The following is an 18,867-nucleotide window of genomic DNA, read 5'->3' as shown; positions in this document are numbered from 1 at the left end:
TGGAATTATGTCAGCAGGTTACGTTATAGCTCAATTAAAAGTTACAAATCCAGAAAACTATAAAGAATATGTGGCTAAAGTTACAGAGGTTGTAAAAAAATTTGGTGGAGAATATCTAGTTAGAAATGGTGAATATCAAGTAGTAGAGGGCGAAGATAATTTTCCAAGATTAGTAATCATTAAATTTCCATCATATGAAAAAGCTTTAGAATGGTATCACTCTGATGAGTATAAGCCAGTTAAAGATATTCGTCTTCAAAACTCTGAAGGAAGCAATATAATTGTAAAAGGGATTTAAGGTACTAACCAGGTATCTTTATTGTTTACTAAATCAAATTTTGCTCTTCGATGACCTTTAGCGGCTAAATATAACCATTCTATTGATTTTATTTTGCACTGAATAACCGTAAAATTTTTGTAACCTTCTTCACTTTGTTCTTTAGTGTAATCAAAATTATCAAGCTCAGGTTTTAGTCCAGATGTAGGAGTATCAGACATAGTTCCTGGTCCTTTATCAACTAAATAACATTTTCTAGATATGTGTTGGGTTTTTGACCAAGATTCTTTAGTAACTTCGTTATTATGATTAATGGTACACTCTACTTTTAGCCTAACCTGAATTTTTTCATCTTTATCATAAAACAACATTGCTGCATTATTGTTAGATTTTAATTTTCCAATTTTATCAGAACGAATATCGCTATGATACTGAACTAAGTTATTAGATTGATCTGATTTTCGAAGAACTACAATTCTACCATCTAAATCAGATTGGCTACCACATATAAATACAGGTATTCTGAAAGGCGAACTTCTGTCTTTGACAGCATTATCTAACATAGACCAAATTTTCTTTTTGATTTCTATAAAGTTCTCATAATAAGGAACGGTATCAGTCACAGATTATTTTTTCTTTTTTAATCGAGCAATAAGAGCTGAACTATCCCATCGGTTACCACCCATTTCTTGTACCTCAGCATAGTAGCCATCTATGATTTCTGTTATCGGCACTGGTGAACCATTTCTTTTTGCTTCTTCAATTGCAATTTTTAGATCTTTTCTCATCCAATCAATAGCAAATCCATAATCAAACTTATCATCTGTCATAGTTCGATATCTATTTTCCATCTGCCAAGACTGTGCTGCACCTTTAGATATAGTTTCCATTACTTTATCCATATCTAAACCTGCATTTATTCCAAAATTAATTGCTTCAGATAAACCTTGCACTGCCCCAGCAATACACATTTGGTTCATCATTTTAGTAAGTTGTCCACTTCCACACGATCCAATTAATTTTACTTTTTTACTGTAGCAATCAATTACTGGTTCTGCTTTTTTAAAAACTTCTTCATCACCACCAACCATTACAGTAAGTATTCCACCTTCAGCACCTGATTGACCCCCAGATATAGGTGCATCTAAAAAATCAAAACCTTTATCTTTTGCAGCTTTATATAATTCTCTAGATACTTCTGCAGATACAGTTGAGTTATCGATAAATATTGACCCAGCTTTTGCTGTGTTAAATAATCCATTCTCTCCTGTAGCCACTTCTCTTAAATCATTATCGTTACCTACACATGTAAAAATAAAATCTGCACCTTCTGCTGCCTGAGCAGGAGTGTCAGCCATTTTACCTTTGTATTCACCAATCCATTTTTCAGCTTTTGATTTCGTTCTATTAAAAACAGTTACATTGTGTCCGGCTTTTGATATATAACCAGCCATTGGGTAGCCCATAACCCCAAGACCTATGAAAGCAACATTACAAGTCATAATTTTTTTCTATGTTTAAAAGTTTAAGTTTAAAAGTAATTGTATTTGGATTTATTTTTACATTTTTTTCTAGCTTTGGACAGAGTTATTTTCTTGGTTTGTTTAATACTAGTATTAGAGAAGCTCTTTCTATATCTCATGGACAATTTGGCTCAATTTATGCTTCTGCAACATTATGCAGTAGTTTTATTTTAATATGGGTTGGAAAAAAAATAGATGATTTTAGTGCAATTAAATTTGCATATTTTGTAATTATATCATTAAGCATATCTTCATTTATATTTTCTAAAATCAATTCAATAGTTTTTTTATTTTTAGCAATTTTTTTAATGAGGTTATTTGGTCAAGGGTTAATGTCTCATACTGCTAGTACTACAGTTTCAAGATATTTTGATAAATCAAGAGGAAAAGCATTAAGTACTTCTTGGCTAGGTTTGTCATTAGCAGAATTTATTTTACCAGTTTTAATAGTATATTTTTTGACATTCATACATTGGAGAGAGTTGTGGGTAGGATTTTCTTTAATTATTATTTTATTTCTACCTGTTGCTTCTATTTTTTTAATAAATAATTTAAATATTAATTCTAGAGAGTCTGACAGTAATAATAATTTTCAAGAGGATACAATTAAACAATGGACTAGAGGAGAAGTATTAAAAGATTATAAGTTTTATATTATTTGTGGGAACTTATTGGCAATGCCATGGATTTTTACAGGCTTTGCAGTTTTTCAATCATTTGTTCAAGTTTCTAAGGGATGGGGTCCATATGTGATAGCCCAATCTTTTATGGCCTATTCGATTTGTTCTGTTTTGACTTTATTTATAACTGGTATTTTAATTGATAAGTTTTCAAGCAGGAAATTATTAATTTTTACAAATATTCCTATGTTGATTGCTGCTTTGATATTGATATTTTTTGATCATCCGATTGTTTCATTTATTTTTTTAGGATTGATGGGGATAACAAATGGTTTTGCAAATGTTTTAGGTACATCTACATGGGCAGAATTATATGGTGTAAGATTTATTGGAGGAATAAAGGCTATGACTTCTGCTCTTATGGTTTTCTCCACAGCTTTTGGAACTGCTTTGTATGGATTTTTAATAGACAAAGGATTTGGTATCGAACAAATTGCTACTTTTTCCGCAATATATGTTGGATTTATGCTTATGCTTTTATTCATGATAAAAAATAAGTTAAATCCTCATTATTTATAAAAAATATCCCTTGATTTTATTAGACTCACTGTGTAGATACTGCGCATGGCTAGAGTTACTGTAGAAGACTGTATAGATAAAGTAGAAAGTCCTTATGAATTAGTTTTAGTAGCTAAAGAGAGAGCTACTCAACTTAATGCTGGTTTAGAACCAACAATAGATAGGGATAATGACAAAAATACAGTGATATCTTTAAGAGAAATTGCTGAAGAGAAAATTAAAGTATCAGATTTAACTGAAAGTGCTGTTTATAAACTTAGAAAACACGTTGAACAAGTGGATGATGGTGTAGAAGACGACGAAGATATAGGTGATGATTTTGAAAATCTTTACAAAGGAGAGATTTCAAAAAGTGGAACGCCAATTTTACCATCTAAAAGAGCTAGAAAAACTCCAGAAAAAATTCAAGTATCAAAGGAAGATTTAGCTGAATTATCTGAAACAGCCACACCTGAAGTTGACGCTTCAGTTGGTCAAGAAACTATGAATGAACAAGGTGAAGTTTCATTAGATGAAGTTTCAGAATCAGAAAATCAAGAAGCAGATGTTGCTTCTGAAGATCCAGAAGCTTCAAACTCATAAAAAAATAATATAAAGTCTTAGTTTATGAATAGGTTAGTATCAGTTGCTCCTATGATGGACTGTACAGATCGTCATGAACGATATTTTCTAAGACTAATATCTAAAAATATACTTCTTTATACTGAAATGGTTGTCGATGAAGCAATCAATAGAGGTGATAAAAAAAAATTACTAGAATTCAATATCAATGAAAAGCCTGTAGCACTTCAATTAGGTGGATCTTCACCTAAGTTACTAGCGGAAGCAACAAAAGTTGGAGAAGACTTTGGTTACGATGAAATTAATTTAAACTTAGGATGTCCAAGTAGAAAAGTAGAGAAAAATAGATTTGGTGCTTGTTTAATGAAAGAGCCAAATTTAGTTGCAGATTGTTTAACAGAGATGCAATCAAAAACTAAATTACCTGTAACCATAAAAACTAGAATTGGATATGACAGTGTTGAAGATTATGAAAACTTACACAATTTTATATCTACACTTAAATCCACAGGTATTAAAACTTTTATTATTCATGCAAGAAAGGCTATGCTTGGCAAATTTACACCCAAACAAAACCTAAACATTCCACCTTTAAAATATGAGTTTGTTTATAAATTAAAAGAAGATTTTCCAAATGAAGAAATAATTATAAATGGAGGAATAACTTCTGTTGATCAAATTAAACCACATTTAGAAAAAACTGATGGTGTTATGATTGGAAGAGCTGCTTATCACACACCTTATTTGTTAGCAGATATTGAGAAAGAAATTTTTAATAATGAGGATATTCCTAGTAGGCAAGATGTTATTGAACAGTTAATTCCTTATGTAAAAGATGAATTGAAAAAAGGAACTCGTTTAAACCAAATCATGAGACACACATTAGGTTTATTTCACGGCCAAACTGGTGCTAGTCATTGGAAAAAATATTTAAGTGAAAATATGTGTGTGAGAGATGCTGATGTAAAAAAAATTGATCACATAATGGATAAAATTAAATACAACAATGTTGATATGAGAGAAGGTCAATCTGCTTAGTTCAATCTTAGCAAATGAATATATCTATATAGTTTTATTAATGGTTTTGACTGCAATTCCAGTTGGATTTGTAGCTGGCCTTTTTGGTATCGGTGGTGGTTTAATAACTGTCCCGTTTCTTTATTACATATTTGGCAAACTTGGAATTGATCAAGCTTATATAATGCATTTAGCGGTAGGAACTTCTTTTGCAATAATAATTCCAACATCAATAGTTTCAGTTTTAACCCATCATAAATTTAATTCAGTCGATTTTAATATAGTTAAAAGCTATGGTATTTTTGTAGTTGTAGGAGTTGTTTTGGGAACAATTTTTGCTGCAACTTTCAAAACAAAATCATTAGTCCTTTTTTTTGCAATCGTTATCTTTCTTTTAGGAATTTATTTACTTACGATTAAAGAAAAAAAACAAAATGTAATATCTGAAATGAAATTGTATTTAAAAATAATTCTTGGTGCGATTGTTGGATTTATTTCAGCTATAACAGGTATAGGTGGTGCTGTTATGAATGTACCAATCCTTAAATTTTTCGGTTATTCAATTAATAAAGCAATTGGAAGCGCTGCAGCGATTGGTTTTTTAATTGCACTATTTGGTGCTACAGGTTTTTTTATTTCAGGAAGTTATTTAAAAACAAATTTACCATTTAGTATTGGATTTTTAAATGTACCAGCTTTTTTAATCTTTATTCCGATTACAACTTTTATGGCAAGACTAGGTGCAAGAACAGCTCACAGAATAGATAAAAATAAAATTAGTAAATTACTTGCTATTTTCTTACTAATCGTAGCAGTTAAGTTTTTCTACGAATATATTAAATTATAAGTATGTCGTTTAAGTTAAATAGGAAATTTTTAAAGACTTCATATCATCTTCTTGATCTTAAATTATGCACTATTAGATTAAACGATAATTCTAAATTTCCATGGATAATTCTAATTCCTAAAAGAAAAAAGATTACCGACATAAGCGACCTTAATCCTAAAGATCAAACTCTGCTGATGAAAGAAATTGTTTATGTAAGTAAAATAATGAAAAAATTATTTAAAATTTCAAAACTAAATGTAGAAAAAATTGGAAATATTGTTCCTCAGTTGCACATACATATTATCGCTAGAAGTAAAAAAGATAGTTCATGGCCATTATCTGTATGGGTTGTTAAAGGAAAAAATTACTCAAAGACAGCTATAAAAGTAATAGTAGATAAATTAAGAAAATCTCTAAATAAAAAGAGGTGACTTCAGTCTCCCTCCGTCACCTCATCTAATTTTTAAATGATTCTTTGCAGTTTTATGAACACTTATTAGTTGAAAATTAACTTTATTAAGCACTAAATTTTTTGATCGTATTCGCCTATTTTCCCCGTTTTTTGAAGTAAATCGTCAATAAAATCAAAGATTTTCTTCTTTCTATTATCTGAGGTTGGGCTTTCAGTTACAATTACTAATGAAGGTTTATTAGATGATGCTCTTATCAATCCCCAAGATCCATCTTCAAAAGAAAATCTTACACCATTAACTGTAAGAACTTCAGTTATTATTTGATCATCAATTTTAGTTTTATTATTTTTTAATTGTTCTACTTTTTTAACTAAATTTTCAACAACTTGATATTTTTCTTCATCTTTACAGAATGGAGCCATCGTCGGTGTTTGAAAAGTATTTGGCAATTCATTAATTATTTCACTCATTTTTTTATTTTCATTATCCAATAAATGACAGATATGAATGGCTGAATTTATTCCATCATCGTAACCATATCCTAAAGGTTGATTGAAAAAGAAATGACCACTTTTTTCAAAGCCTGCTAATGCCTTTTCAGTGTTAACTTTACGTTTAATATGGGAATGACCTGTTTTCCAATAAATTGTTTCACAATTGTTTTCTAATAAAATTTTATCTTTTGAGTACAAACCTGTTGATTTTACATCTACAACAAATTTAGAATTTTTATGTTTAGTTGATAAGTTTCTTGCAATTAGTAAACCAATTTTATCAGAGAATATTTCGTTACCTTCATTATCAATAACACCAACTCGATCTCCATCCCCATCAAAGCCAAAACCTATATCAGCATTATTCTCTTTAACTACTTTAGCAATTTCATGAAGCATTTCTAAATCTTCTGGATTAGGATTATATTTAGGAAAATTCCAATCTAATTTACAATCTAACTCTATAACCTCACACCCAATACCCCTTAATATATCTGGTGCAAAAACACCTGCAGTTCCATTACCGCAAGCAACTACAGCTTTAATCTTTTTATTTATTTTGTTTTTATTAATCAGGTCATTTTTATAAATTTTATCGAAATCTTTTATTTCTTTTTCATTTCCATCACCCTTTGAAAACTTTTCATTTAACGTAATTTCTTTTAATTCTTTCATCTCCTCAGGTGCATGTGTTAAGCCTTTTTTGATACCCATTTTTACACCAGTCCAACCATTTTCATTATGACTTGCTGTAACCATAGCAACTGCGTCTGCATCTAAATTAAATTGTGCAAAATAAACCATTGGAGATAATGACAAACCAATATCTTCTATATGACATCCTGTTGACTTTAATCCTCTTTTAAGTGAAGTTTTTATTTCCTCACTGTAAGATCTGTAATCATGTCCAACAATAATTCTTGGATGATCTTTTTTGGTGTGATTTTTTACTTGTGTCCCAAGTCCTTTACCGAGATTCTCTATTCCTGCTGAGTTTATGTCTTTCTCATACAACCAACGGGCGTCATATTCTCTAAAACCATAAGGATCTATTTTTAAATTTTCACTCATTTATCCACTACTTACTCTTTTTATGTTAATTTCTTTAAAAAAATTTTATTTTTTTATTGATAATCATATTGTCGCGTTCTATAAATGTTCCATTGATTAAACGTTTATTTAGTATATTTAATCAAAGCGCCTACAACATATAGTTGTTTTCGCAAAACTAAAATAATATAATAATAAATATGAACAAGATTCTATCTCAAGCCCTCAAGAAAGCTGTCTCCGAATATAGCCCAGAAGTTAAAGAAGTTTCAAAAGCAAATAAGCCTGATTTATTTTCTTTAAATAATGAAACAGAATTATTTCAAAACGACAAAGGTATAATAATTAAAATTGATCGTTCTAAAGATTCGAAACTTACAGATTTTGGTAAAGCAACTTTAAAAGATAGATATCTTGGTTTAAACGAATCTTATCAAGATTTATTTGCAAGAGTAGCAAGCACTTATGCTGATGACAATCTACATGCACAAAGAATTTATAATTACATAAGCAATCTTTGGTTTATGCCAGCAACACCAGTTTTATCAAACGGTGGAACTAAAAGAGGTTTACCTATTTCATGTTTTTTAAATGAAGCATCTGATAGCTTAGGTGGAATTTTAGATCTTTGGAGCGAAAATGTTTGGCTTGCTGCAAAGGGTGGGGGAATTGGAAGCTACTGGGGTAACCTAAGATCCATTGGAGAAAAAATTGGAAGAGTTGGGAAAACTTCAGGAATAATTCCTTTTATTAAAGTGATGGATTCTTTGACAATGGCAATCAGCCAAGGTTCATTAAGAAGAGGTTCTGCTGCTTGTTATCTTCCAATTGATCATCCTGAGATAGAAGAGTTTATTGAAATGAGAAGACCAACCGGTGGAGATCCAAATAGAAAAGCATTAAATTTACATCATGGTGTTTTAGTTTCAGATGCTTTCATGAGAGCAGTAGAAACAGATGAACAGTGGGCATTAAAAAGTCCAGCAGACGGAACTGTGCAACAAACTATTTCTGCAAGAAATTTATGGATAAGATTATTAACTGCTAGAATTGAAACTGGTGAGCCTTATATAATTTATATAGATACAGTTAACCGACAAATTCCTCAACATCATAAGTTAGCAAATCTTACTGTTAAAACTTCTAACTTATGCAGTGAGATAACTCTTCCTACAGGAATTGATAAAGACGGTAGAGATAGAACAGCGGTGTGCTGTTTATCATCTTTAAATTTAGAAAAATATGAAGAATGGAAAGATGATCCAGATATGATTAGTGATGTAATGAGATTTTTGGATAATGTGTTATCTGATTTCATTAATAAAGCTCCTGAACAATTTAAAGATGCTAAATACTCTGCTGAAAGAGAGAGAAGTGTTGGTTTGGGTGTGATGGGCTTCCATTCTTTCTTACAGAAAAATAGAATTCCACTTGAGTCTGTAATGGCAAAATCATGGAATAAAAAAATATTTAAAAATATTCATGAAAAAGTTAATCAAGCTTCTAAAGATTTGGCTGAAGAAAGAGGAGCGTGTCCTGATGCTGCAGAGTATGGTTATCAAGAAAGATTTTCTAACAAAACTGCAATTGCACCAACAGCATCAATTTCTATTATTTGTGGAGGAGCTTCTCCAGGAGTAGAGCCCATTGCAGCAAACAGTTATACTCACAAAACTTTATCTGGTTCGTTTAATGTGAGAAACAGATATCTTGAAGAAATTCTTGAAAGTCATGGTAAAAATGATGAGGAAACTTGGTCTAGTATTACTACAAACCAAGGCTCAGTTAACCATTTAGATTTTTTAACCGATTTAGAAAAAGATGTATTTAAAACTGCATTTGAACTTAATCAAAGCTGGATAATCGAATTGAGCGGAGACAGAACTCCTTTTATTTCACAAGCTCAATCAGTTAACTTATTTTTACCTGCAGATGTTCATAAAAAAGAATTACATAAAATTCATTTTGATGCGTGGAAGAAAGGTTTAAAGAGCCTTTACTATTGTAGATCAAAATCAATTCAAAGAGCTGAGAATGTTAACGACTCTAAGTCAACAGACATCATGGCTAATGTGTATAAAAATAAATCAACCGAAAATAGTGAACCAGAGTACGAGGAGTGTTTATCATGTCAGTAGCAGAAAAAGTTAAGTCAGAAATTATTCAACCACAAAAAAACAATAATGGATTGCTTGTTGCAAACCCAGTTTACAAACCTTTTAGATACCCATGGTGTTATGACGCATGGTTAACACAACAAAGAATTCACTGGTTACCAGAAGAAGTTCCACTTGGAGATGATGTGAGAGATTGGCAAAAAAATCTTTCAACTTCAGAAAAAAATCTATTAACACAAATTTTTAGATTTTTTACTCAAGCAGATGTCGAAGTTAGCAACTGTTATATAAGACATTACATGAATGTATTTAAACCAACTGAAGTATTAATGATGATGTCTTCTTTTGCTTCAATGGAAACTGTTCACATTGCTGCTTACTCACATTTGTTAGATACAATTGGTATGCCAGAGTCAGAGTATTCAGCATTCATGAAATACAAAGAAATGAAAGATAAATACGATTACATGCAAGGTTTTGATGTTAAATCAAATCATGATATCGCAAAAACAATTGCTGTATTTAGTGCTTTCACAGAAGGTCTTCAGTTGTTTGCAAGTTTTGCAATTTTGTTAAACTTCCCAAGACATAACAAGATGAAAGGAATGGGTCAGATTGTTACTTGGTCGGTGAGAGACGAAACATTGCATTGCAATTCGATGATCAGATTATTTAAAGATTTCATTAAAGAAAATCCTGAAACATGGACACCTCAATTGAAAAAAGAAATTTATGAAGCATGCAGAACAATTGTTGAGCATGAAGATGCTTTTATTGATTTAGCTTTTCAAATGGGTCCAATGGAAGGTTTGACTGCAGAGGATATTAAAAAATATATTCGATTTATTGCAAATAGAAGATTAGATCAATTAGGATTAGAAGCGATCTATGACATTGATAAAAACCCATTAACTTGGTTAGATACAATGTTAAATGCTGTAGAGCACATGAACTTCTTTGAAGGAAGAGCTACAGAATATTCTAAAGCATCAACCCAAGGAACTTGGGCAGAAGCATTTAGTTAATAAATATAATTTTATTATCTGTAATTTAATTCCATTACTTTTCGATGCTTGCTACCTTTATATTTAGCAAGCGGTCGAATAAGTTTGTTTGCAGCATGTTGCTCCATAATATGCGCTGACCAACCGGTAATTCTAGAAATAACAAATATAGGTGTGAAAAAATCAGTATCAAATCCCATTAAATGGTACATTGGACCAGTAGGGTAATCTACATTGGGATGGATATTTTTCTTTTTGATCATTACTTTTTCAACAATATCGTAAATTTTTTCAAACTTTTTGTCTTTTTTAAGTTTAGCAACTTTGCCAAAATAATTTCTCATAGTTGGAACTCTAGAGTCTCCTGATTTATATACTCTATGACCAAAGCCCATAACTACCTCTTTATTTTTAAGAGCGTTATTAATCCATTTTAATGCATTTTCTGGTTTTTTAATTCTGTTCATCATGTGCATCACTTCTTCATTAGCACCACCATGTAATGGACCTTTTAAACTAGCAATTGCACCTGTAATTGCTCCATGAATATCAGACAAACTACTTGTAATTGTTCTAGCAGTAAAAGTTGAAACATTGAAACTGTGCTCAGCGTACAATATTAGAGAAACATCAAACGCTTTAACAATTTCTTTTTGAGGTACTTTTCCAAAACACATGTAGAAAAAGTTTTCTGCAAAAGTTAAATTCTTTTTAGGTTTAATTATTTTTTTACCACTTCTAATTCTGTAAAAAGCAGCAAGAGCTGTAGGAGTTTTTGCAAAAATTCTTAATGCTTTTCGCATATTGGCTTCCGGAGTGGAGTTGGAGGTTTCTTTATCTTCTAATCCCATTACACTAACAGCTGTTCTTGCAACATCCATCGGATGAGATTTTTTTGGCATGTGTTTTATAATTTCATATAAATTTTTTGTAAGCTCTCTATTATTTCTCTCCTCTTTTTCAAATTGTCTTAATTGAATAGTGTTAGGTAGATCTTTATTTAAAATTAAATAAGCGACTTCCTCAAATCTGCAATATTCACATAAATCTTGAGCAGCATAACCTCTATATGTCAGAGAGTTAATCTCCGGCATAACTTTTGAAACTTCAGTTTCATCTACAACAATTCCAAGCAAACCTTTTTTAATATCATCACTCATTATTCATGTCCTTCTGTACTAAAATTATAAATTTTTTCATCTAAAGAATTGTATTTTTCGTATTCTACCAATTCATACAATCTTTTTCTTGTCTGCATCTTATCTATTATATTATTCTGATGTCCATTTGCATAAATGTCTCTTAATCCATCTTCAACATTTTTCATTGCTAGTCTTTGTGTAGTTACTGGATATATAACAATATTATAGCCAAGGTTTTCTAACTCCTTATAGTTAAATAACTTGGATTTACCAAATTCTGTCATATTAGCTAACAAATAACATGAAAGTTCTTTTCTTACTTTTTCAAAATCTTTTTCATCATGTAAAGCTTCAGGGAATATAATTTCTGCTCCAGCATCAATATAAGCTTTACATCTATCAATCATTTTATCAATTCCCTCAACACTTTTTGCATCTGATCGTGCTATAATTTTAAAATTTTGATCTTTTTTTGTAGCTACACATTCTTTTATTTTTGAAACCATAGCCTCTGTTGAAACAAGTTCTTTATTATCTAGATGCCCGCATCTTTTTCTTTCAATTTGATCTTCCAAATGAACACCAGTTAATCCAAACTCTTCGAAAGTTTCTATAGTTTCTTTGCAAGATTTAAATCCTGTATCTATATCAACAATCGTTGGAAGATTTGTAACTCTGGAAATTAAGTAGGATCTAGTACTCACATCTTGAAGAGTTGTTAAACCAATATCTGGAAAACCAAGATCATTGGCCATAACGCCACCTGATACGTAAACTGCATCATAACCAATTTCCTCAATTAATTTCGCTGTTAGAGGATTGTAAGCCCCAGGAACTCTTAGAATTTTATTTGATTTAAGTTTTTGGTCAAAATCAATTCTTTTTTGGCTTGGTTCTTTTTCAACAAAGTGCATTAAAAAATTCCTTTTTTCAAATTTCTTTTTAACTTACTTTTTTTAATCTCAATATTTAGTTTGTCTAATTGACCAGCTTTTAAGTTTTTTAAATTTTGAACATTTCTTAAAAAACGATCACTCTCTTTTTTATCTAAAATGCCATCTGTTAGAGTTAAAAATTTATTTATATAATTCTCTCTTTTAAATGGTCTTGCTCCATATGGATGAGCATCAGCTCTATCAAGTTCTTCAGTTAATTTTTTCCCACTGTTCAATGTAACGACAACTTTTGCTCCAAAAGATTTCTTTTTTGGATCTGGATCATGATATTTTTTTGTCCATTTTTTATCTTCATAGGTTGTTATTGAATTCCATATCTTAATAGTACTTTTTCTATTAGCTCTTGATTTTGTATAAGATTTTACATGATGCCAATCACCATCTTCTAGAGCGACTGCAAAAATATACATTATAGAGTGATCCAATGTTTCTCTACTTGCATTTGGATCCATTTTTTGAGGATCATTTGCACCTGTTCCAATTACATAATGTGTATGATGACTAGTATGAATATCTATTTTTTTGATTTGGTTTAAATTTGGTATTTTAGTTTTTAATTTCTTTGCAAGATCTATTAAAGCCTGAGATTGATACTCTGCAGAATATTCTTTTGTATAAGTTTCTAATATAGCTTTTTTACTTTCTCCTTTTTTAGGTAATGGAACTTTATATTTTGCTTTTTTTCCATCAAGTATCCTTGCAATTACACTATCTTCACCTTCATAAATTGGACTTGGAGCACCTTCACCCCTCATAACTCTATCAACAGCCTCTATCGCAAGTTTACCCGCATGTGCAGGTGCATATGCTTTCCAGCTAGAAATTTCTCCTTTTCTTGATTGTCTTGTAGAAATAGTTGTGTGTAGTGCTTGCTGAACTGCTTGATAAATTTTTTCAGTATTTAATTTTAACATGGATCCTAATCCTGCAGCAACACTTGGACCTAAGTGAGCAATGTGATCTACTTTATGTTTATGTAAACAAATACCTTTAACTAAATTCACCTGAACTTCATAAGCAGTAATAATTCCTCTTAATAAATCTAGACCACTTTTTTTACTTTGTTGAGCAACACTCAATAGTGGTGGAATGTTATCACCAGGGTGACTGTAATCTGCAGCTAAAAAAGTATCATGAAAATCAAGTTCTCTTACAGCAGTTCCATTTGACCAAGCTGCCCATTCGCAATCAAATTTTAATTTTGAATTAACACCAAAAAGAGTTGCTCCATTTTTCCTAGAATGCTTTAAAGCCATTTCTCTAGATGAAACTACTGGTCTCCTATTTAAAGAAGCAATAGCAACTGAAGCATTATCAATTATTCTATTGATCACCATTTCAACTGCTTCCTTATTCAATTTGGCATTATCACTTGCAATTTCTGCAATTTTCCAGGCAAGTTGTTTTTTCTTTGGTAAATGAATTTTAGATGGAAAAACTTTAACTGTATGTAGTAACAAAATAACTCCTTATAAGTAATTTTGTTTTAATAGCTAAAATAAATTAATCAATATTAAAGATATTCAGATATGATTTTTTCGATACCAACAAAATCTTTTATTAGGTGATTATGGTATATTTCATCAGTTTTTTTTTCAGTGTATCCATCCTCAAGCAATATCATTGGAATATCCGCAGCTTTTGCAGAATTAGCATCTGTTTCACTATCTCCAATCATAATAGATTTTTTTAAATCACCATCTAAAATTTCTATAACTGTAGTCAAATGTCTTGGATCAGGCTTACAATAATCAAATGTATTGTACCCCGCTACATATTCAAAATAATCATAAATTCTAATTTTTTTTAAAAGATCAACTGCTAGATGCTCTGTTTTATTAGTACATACAGCCATAGAAATATTTTCATTTTTACACCAATTTAAAAAATCTTTTGCGCCATTAATTAAAACACTCTCTCTTAAAATATTTTTACCATAATAAGATATGAACTCATCAGTCATATCACTTTTAACTTTTTCATTAATACTAGTCAGTTCTTTTTTTGCTTGGCTCCATATTGATCTACCTATCATAGCACCCGCACCTTTTCCAACTGAACTTTTTAAATCATCTAGTGATTTGGTAGGATATCCAAATTTTTTCATTACATGATTATGAGCAAGCATCAAATCTGGTGCTGTATCAACCAATGTTCCATCTAAATCAAATAATACAGTAAATTTTTGTTTCATATTAAAAGTATTTTAAAGAAATAATTTGTGAATTAATTAACATATATACTTAATGTAAAGAAAGTCTAGATGAAACCTACAAAGCAGCAAAATAATCAAAACAAACTTCGAAATAAGTTTTTAAAAGCTGGTGTTAAAATGACAGGTCCTGAAACTATTTTTTTTTCAGGTGATACCAAAATTGGAAAAGGAGTTACAATCGAACCTTATGTGGTAATTGGTTCTAAAGTTAAAATAGGAAATAATGTAGTAATTAAATCTTTTTCACATTTAGAATCTTGTAAGGTAGAAAATAAAGTTGAGATAGGTCCTTATGCAAGAATTAGACCCGATACAATTCTTAAAGAAGGTTCAAAAGTAGGTAATTTTGTTGAGATTAAAAAATCAACTGTTGGAAATAAATCAAAAGTTAATCATTTATCTTATGTCGGAGATAGCGATATTGGTAAGATGGTAAATGTTGGTGCTGGAACAATTACTTGTAATTATGATGGTGTAAAAAAAAGTAAGACAATAGTTAAAGATAAAGTATTCATAGGATCAAATTCATCTTTAGTAGCTCCTATAAAAATTGACAAAGAAAGTGTTGTTGGTGCAGGATCTGTAATAACAAAAAATGTTAAAAAAAAATCTCTTGCACTAACCAGATCTGTACAAGTGGAAATTAAAAATTATAAAAGAAAGACAAAATAAATTATGTGTGGAATTATAGGAATATCTAGCAACAAATCTGTTTCTGCAAATATAATAAATTCTTTAAAAAAACTTGAATATAGAGGTTATGACTCTGCTGGGATCGCAACTTTATTTAATGGTGAAATTAATGAAGTTAAATCTGAAGGAAGAGTTGATAATTTAGAACAAAACTTTGATTTAAAATTTTTAAAAGGGAATATAGGGATAGGTCATGTTAGATGGGCTACCCACGGTGTACCAAATAGTATTAATGCTCATCCACATTCATCAGACAATGTATCCGTTGTCCATAATGGAATAATAGAGAATTCAACAATTCTAAAAAAACATTTGATTAACAAAGGTCATACTTTTAAATCCCAAACTGATACGGAGGTAATTGTTCATTTAATTACAGAAAATTTAAAAACTGTGGAACTGGAAGAAGCGATAACTAAAACTTTAAAACAGCTTCACGGAAGTTATGCATTAGGAATAATTTTTAAAGATATTCCAGATTTAATTGTAGGCGCAAGAAGAGGTTCACCATTAGCAGTAGGATATGGTCCTAATGAAAATTATTTAGGTTCTGACTCTTACGCTTTAAAATCTATGACAAATAAAATTACTTATCTTGATGATGGAGAATTTTGTATTGTTAAAAAAGATCAAGTTCATTTTTACAATGAAGAGGGTAAAAAAATTAATAAAAAAATTTTAGAATTATCATCAAACGAGTCAAATTATGATAAAGGTGACTTCAAACATTTTATGGCTAAAGAAATAGAAGAGCAGCCTGTAACAATTAAAACTGGAATTAAAGAGTATTTAGATAGCGTAAATAATGAGATAAATATTTTCAATTTTCCATGGAAAATCAACAAAATTAAATCAGTTACTTTAATTGGTTGTGGTACAGCTTATCATTCATGCTTAATGGCAAAATATTGGTTTGAAGAATTAACTTCTTTAGATGTTAATATTGATATAGCTTCTGAGTTTAGATATAGAAAAAATAGATTTAAAAAGGATAGTTTATATATTTTTGTTTCTCAATCTGGTGAGACTGCAGATACTTATGCGGCCTTGGATCTTTGTAACAAAAATAACATGAAAACGTGTGCTGTAGTTAATGTAATTGAAAGTTCTATAGCAAGAGATTCAAATTTTGTTTTACCAATTCACTGCGGACCTGAAATTGGAGTTGCATCTACAAAAGCTTTTTTAGGTCAAATACTTGTTTTATATATTTTAGCTTTAAAAATAGGATCTTTGTCTGGTCAAATTGATAAAAAAAATTATCAAGAAAAAATTAAAGATCTTAAAAACCTACCAAGCTTAATAGAAAAAACTTTATTAATAGATAATGATATTCAAGCAATCTCTTCAACATTCAATGAAGCTAAAGGATCTATGTTTCTTGGAAGAGGTTTCTCTTTCCCAATAGCTTTAGAAGGTGCATTGAAATTGAAAGAATTATCTTATGTTCATGCGGAGGGTTATCCAGCTGGTGAAATGAAACATGGACCACTTGCTTTAATAGAAGAGGGGATGCCAGTTGTTATTCTAGCACCAAGAGACAGTTACTATAAAAAAACAATTTCCAACATGCAGGAAGTTATTGCAAGAGGTGCTAAAGTTCTTTTAATTACAAACAAAAGTAAAGATGAAATTATTTCGGAGAATATTTGGGAAACTATCGAAGTAGAAAATACGAACGATGATTTGTTACCATTCCTTTTAACAATTCCACTTCAAAAGCTTGCTTATTATTCAGCTTTGAAAATGGGTTATGATATAGATAAGCCAAGAAATTTGGCTAAATCTGTCACGGTTGAGTAAATTTTTTATTTTAGATCTTCTTTTATTTTTTTAATAACATTGTTCCAGCTCCTAATTTTATCTTGCCTGTAAAGTTTAAAAGATGGATACCATGGAGAGTCTCGTCTATTAATTAACCATCTAAAGTCAGGTAATTTTGGTAACATAATCCATGTAGATTTATTTAGAGCACCAGATAAATGAGCAATGGATGTATCAGTTGTAATAATTAAATCCATATTTTCAATCAATCCAGCAGTATATTCAAAATCCATTAATTCTTTATCATAGCAATATAAATTTTTAGTATTTTTTTTAAAAAAACTATCTTCAGTAGAATATTCTATTTCTAAAGAATGAAAATCAATTGGAAGATCAAATAAAGATTTTAATTGATTTAAATTAGTGCTTCTATTTTTATCATCTAAATAATTCTTGTTACCTGTCCATTTAATCCCAATATTTTTTTTAGTTTTACTTATTTTTTTTTTCCAAAATTCTTTTATTTTTTCATTAACTTTAAGATAAGGAACTGCGTTAGGTATATTATCTATTGAAGTTTTAAAATTAAAAGGCAAACTTAGAATTGAGCAATAATAATCAAAGTTTAATTGATCTTGTCTATTAATATCTATGATCTCAAATTCAACATTCATTGATTTGATTAATGGCAATAACTTATTTGGAGTATTTAGAATAATTTTTGCACCTAATTTTTTTAACATAGGCAAGTATCTAATGAATTGAATGTAATCTCCAAATCCTTGTTCGTTGTGAATAAAGATACTTTTACCTTGTAAATTTTGTTCACCTTTCCATTCTTTTGTTTGCGAAAATTCAAATTTCTCTTTTTTTCTATATTCATAGTTTTTCCATCCATCTTTGTAGTTACCCATTAACAATTGAAGGCATCCCAAGCTATATTTGGCAACACTTTTAAAATTTGTGCTATTTGATCCAATTTCAATAGCTTTGTTGTAGCTATCAATAGCTTCTTGAAAACAATGAAGTTGTTTTAAACAATTTCCTTTGTGCAAATGCGCTATAAAAAATTTTTTTTCTATTTGAATTATTTGATTATAATTTTTTAATGCTATTTCAAACTTTTCAAGTTTTTCAAAACATAATCCTTTATTAAAAATTGCATTTATATTTTTAGGTTTTTTTTCTAATATTTTATCATAATTTAAAATAGCATCTTCATATTTATTAAGTTTAAGTAAGCAATTGCCAATGTTAAAATATGCCTCTATAAAATCAGGTTTAATTTCTAATGTTTTTTTGTAACTATCTAAAGCATCTGAATATTGTTTTAAATTTTGATGACACGTTCCTTTATTTATTTGTGCTTGAAAAAAATTTTCATTAATTTTCAAACATTTTTCAAAAAACAATATACCTTTAGAAAAATTTTTCTTTTGAATATAAATATTTCCCAGGTTATTTAGTGCATGTAAATTTTGTGGGTCATATTTTAAAATTTCATTAAATTTATTTTCTGCTTCATTAATTTTTCCTGAGATTAAAAATTCATGTGCTAAAATTAATGCCTTGTTTAAATCCATAATATTTTAATCTTTTAATTTTAGTGGGTA

17 protein-coding genes and 1 pseudogene are annotated in these 18,867 nt (G+C 29.8%); 10 read left to right on the top strand and 8 right to left on the bottom strand.

Features of this window, described 5'->3' with window-relative positions:
* Positions 1-7 precede the first annotated feature (7 nt).
* Positions 8-298: a DUF1330 domain-containing protein gene (locus tag ACTTA0_RS05860; RefSeq protein ID WP_262589034.1), complete on the top strand. Its 291-nt coding sequence runs from the start codon at positions 8-10 to the stop codon at positions 296-298.
* On the opposite strand, the gene ACTTA0_RS05855 is transcribed toward ACTTA0_RS05860, so the two are convergent.
* Together ACTTA0_RS05855 and ACTTA0_RS05850 are read right to left on the bottom strand one after the other, a co-directional pair.
* Positions 295-900: a flavin-binding protein gene (locus tag ACTTA0_RS05855; RefSeq protein ID WP_440676411.1), complete on the bottom strand. Its 606-nt coding sequence runs from the start codon at positions 898-900 to the stop codon at positions 295-297. The genes ACTTA0_RS05860 and ACTTA0_RS05855 overlap by 4 nt on opposite strands.
* 3 nt (positions 901-903) lie before the next feature.
* A complete protein-coding gene (locus ACTTA0_RS05850; protein ID WP_440647983.1) occupies positions 904-1,779 on the bottom strand; it encodes an NAD(P)-dependent oxidoreductase in 876 nt (291 codons plus the stop codon).
* An 11-nt stretch (positions 1,780-1,790) separates the two neighbouring features.
* On the opposite strand from ACTTA0_RS05850, the gene ACTTA0_RS05845 reads away from it, so the two are divergent.
* The 5 genes and pseudogenes from ACTTA0_RS05845 (at position 1,791) to ACTTA0_RS05825 (ending at position 5,837) form a co-directional block, all read left to right on the top strand.
* Positions 1,791-2,999: an MFS transporter gene (locus ACTTA0_RS05845; RefSeq protein WP_440676410.1), complete on the top strand. Its 1,209-nt coding sequence runs from the start codon at positions 1,791-1,793 to the stop codon at positions 2,997-2,999.
* A gap of 45 nt (positions 3,000-3,044) precedes the next feature.
* Positions 3,045-3,425, top strand: a pseudogene (gene rpoZ, locus ACTTA0_RS05840) (DNA-directed RNA polymerase subunit omega); the annotation flags it as partial.
* Between the two features lie 180 nt (positions 3,426-3,605).
* Entirely contained in the window at positions 3,606-4,598 is a 993-nt protein-coding gene (gene dusA / locus ACTTA0_RS05835; protein WP_440676409.1) for a tRNA dihydrouridine(20/20a) synthase DusA, read from the top strand.
* Between the two features lie 40 nt (positions 4,599-4,638).
* Positions 4,639-5,424, top strand: coding sequence for a sulfite exporter TauE/SafE family protein (locus ACTTA0_RS05830; protein WP_440676408.1), 786 nt, complete (start codon positions 4,639-4,641; stop codon positions 5,422-5,424).
* 2 nt (positions 5,425-5,426) lie between these two features.
* Positions 5,427-5,837: an HIT domain-containing protein gene (locus ACTTA0_RS05825; protein ID WP_440676407.1), complete on the top strand. Its 411-nt coding sequence runs from the start codon at positions 5,427-5,429 to the stop codon at positions 5,835-5,837.
* Between the two features lie 92 nt (positions 5,838-5,929).
* Here the strand turns inward: ACTTA0_RS05825 and ACTTA0_RS05820 are convergent, their stop codons facing one another.
* Positions 5,930-7,384, bottom strand: coding sequence for a phosphomannomutase/phosphoglucomutase (locus ACTTA0_RS05820; protein WP_440676406.1), 1,455 nt, complete (start codon positions 7,382-7,384; stop codon positions 5,930-5,932).
* A gap of 179 nt (positions 7,385-7,563) precedes the next feature.
* Here ACTTA0_RS05820 and ACTTA0_RS05815 point away from each other — a divergent pair, with 179 nt between their 5' ends.
* Positions 7,564-9,501 carry a ribonucleoside-diphosphate reductase subunit alpha gene (locus ACTTA0_RS05815; RefSeq protein ID WP_440614252.1) on the top strand — a complete coding sequence of 646 codons (1,938 nt, stop codon included), beginning with the start codon at positions 7,564-7,566 and terminating at the stop codon, positions 9,499-9,501.
* On the top strand, positions 9,492-10,505 hold the full coding sequence (locus ACTTA0_RS05810) for a ribonucleotide-diphosphate reductase subunit beta (RefSeq protein ID WP_262589056.1): 1,014 nt from the start codon (positions 9,492-9,494) through the stop codon (positions 10,503-10,505). Before ACTTA0_RS05815 ends, ACTTA0_RS05810 begins: the two co-directional genes overlap by 10 nt.
* Positions 10,506-10,519: 14 nt before the next feature.
* On the opposite strand, the gene ACTTA0_RS05805 is transcribed toward ACTTA0_RS05810, so the two are convergent.
* The 4 genes from ACTTA0_RS05805 to ACTTA0_RS05790 are packed head-to-tail and all read right to left on the bottom strand — an operon-like array spanning position 10,520 to position 14,776.
* A complete protein-coding gene (locus ACTTA0_RS05805; RefSeq protein ID WP_262589057.1) occupies positions 10,520-11,644 on the bottom strand; it encodes a bifunctional 2-methylcitrate synthase/citrate synthase in 1,125 nt (374 codons plus the stop codon).
* Positions 11,644-12,540 carry a methylisocitrate lyase gene (gene prpB, locus ACTTA0_RS05800; protein ID WP_440651517.1) on the bottom strand — a complete coding sequence of 299 codons (897 nt, stop codon included), beginning with the start codon at positions 12,538-12,540 and terminating at the stop codon, positions 11,644-11,646. The genes ACTTA0_RS05805 and prpB overlap by 1 nt, the downstream gene beginning before the upstream one ends.
* Complete coding sequence (locus ACTTA0_RS05795; protein ID WP_440676405.1) at positions 12,540-14,042, bottom strand: MmgE/PrpD family protein; 1,503 nt, start codon at positions 14,040-14,042, stop codon at positions 12,540-12,542. Before ACTTA0_RS05795 ends, prpB begins: the two co-directional genes overlap by 1 nt.
* 53 nt (positions 14,043-14,095) lie before the next feature.
* Positions 14,096-14,776: an HAD-IA family hydrolase gene (locus tag ACTTA0_RS05790; protein WP_440676404.1), complete on the bottom strand. Its 681-nt coding sequence runs from the start codon at positions 14,774-14,776 to the stop codon at positions 14,096-14,098.
* Between the two features lie 69 nt (positions 14,777-14,845).
* On the opposite strand from ACTTA0_RS05790, the gene ACTTA0_RS05785 reads away from it, so the two are divergent.
* The gene (locus ACTTA0_RS05785; protein ID WP_440676403.1) at positions 14,846-15,469 is read left to right on the top strand and encodes a DapH/DapD/GlmU-related protein; all 624 of its coding nucleotides are present in this window, start codon (positions 14,846-14,848) and stop codon (positions 15,467-15,469) included.
* A 3-nt stretch (positions 15,470-15,472) separates the two neighbouring features.
* On the top strand, positions 15,473-17,293 hold the full coding sequence (glmS, locus tag ACTTA0_RS05780; RefSeq protein ID WP_440676402.1) for a glutamine--fructose-6-phosphate transaminase (isomerizing): 1,821 nt from the start codon (positions 15,473-15,475) through the stop codon (positions 17,291-17,293).
* Between the two features lie 5 nt (positions 17,294-17,298).
* Here the strand turns inward: glmS and ACTTA0_RS05775 are convergent, their stop codons facing one another.
* Positions 17,299-18,837: a tetratricopeptide repeat protein gene (locus ACTTA0_RS05775; protein ID WP_440676401.1), complete on the bottom strand. Its 1,539-nt coding sequence runs from the start codon at positions 18,835-18,837 to the stop codon at positions 17,299-17,301.
* Between the last annotated feature and the right edge of the window lie 30 nt (positions 18,838-18,867).

It is taken from the genome of Candidatus Pelagibacter sp. HIMB1593 (assembly GCF_052047755.1).
GTDB lineage: Bacteria > Pseudomonadota > Alphaproteobacteria > Pelagibacterales > Pelagibacteraceae > Pelagibacter.
Note: the sequence above shows the minus strand (reverse complement) of the source record. Positions and strands in the feature narration are given on the sequence as shown.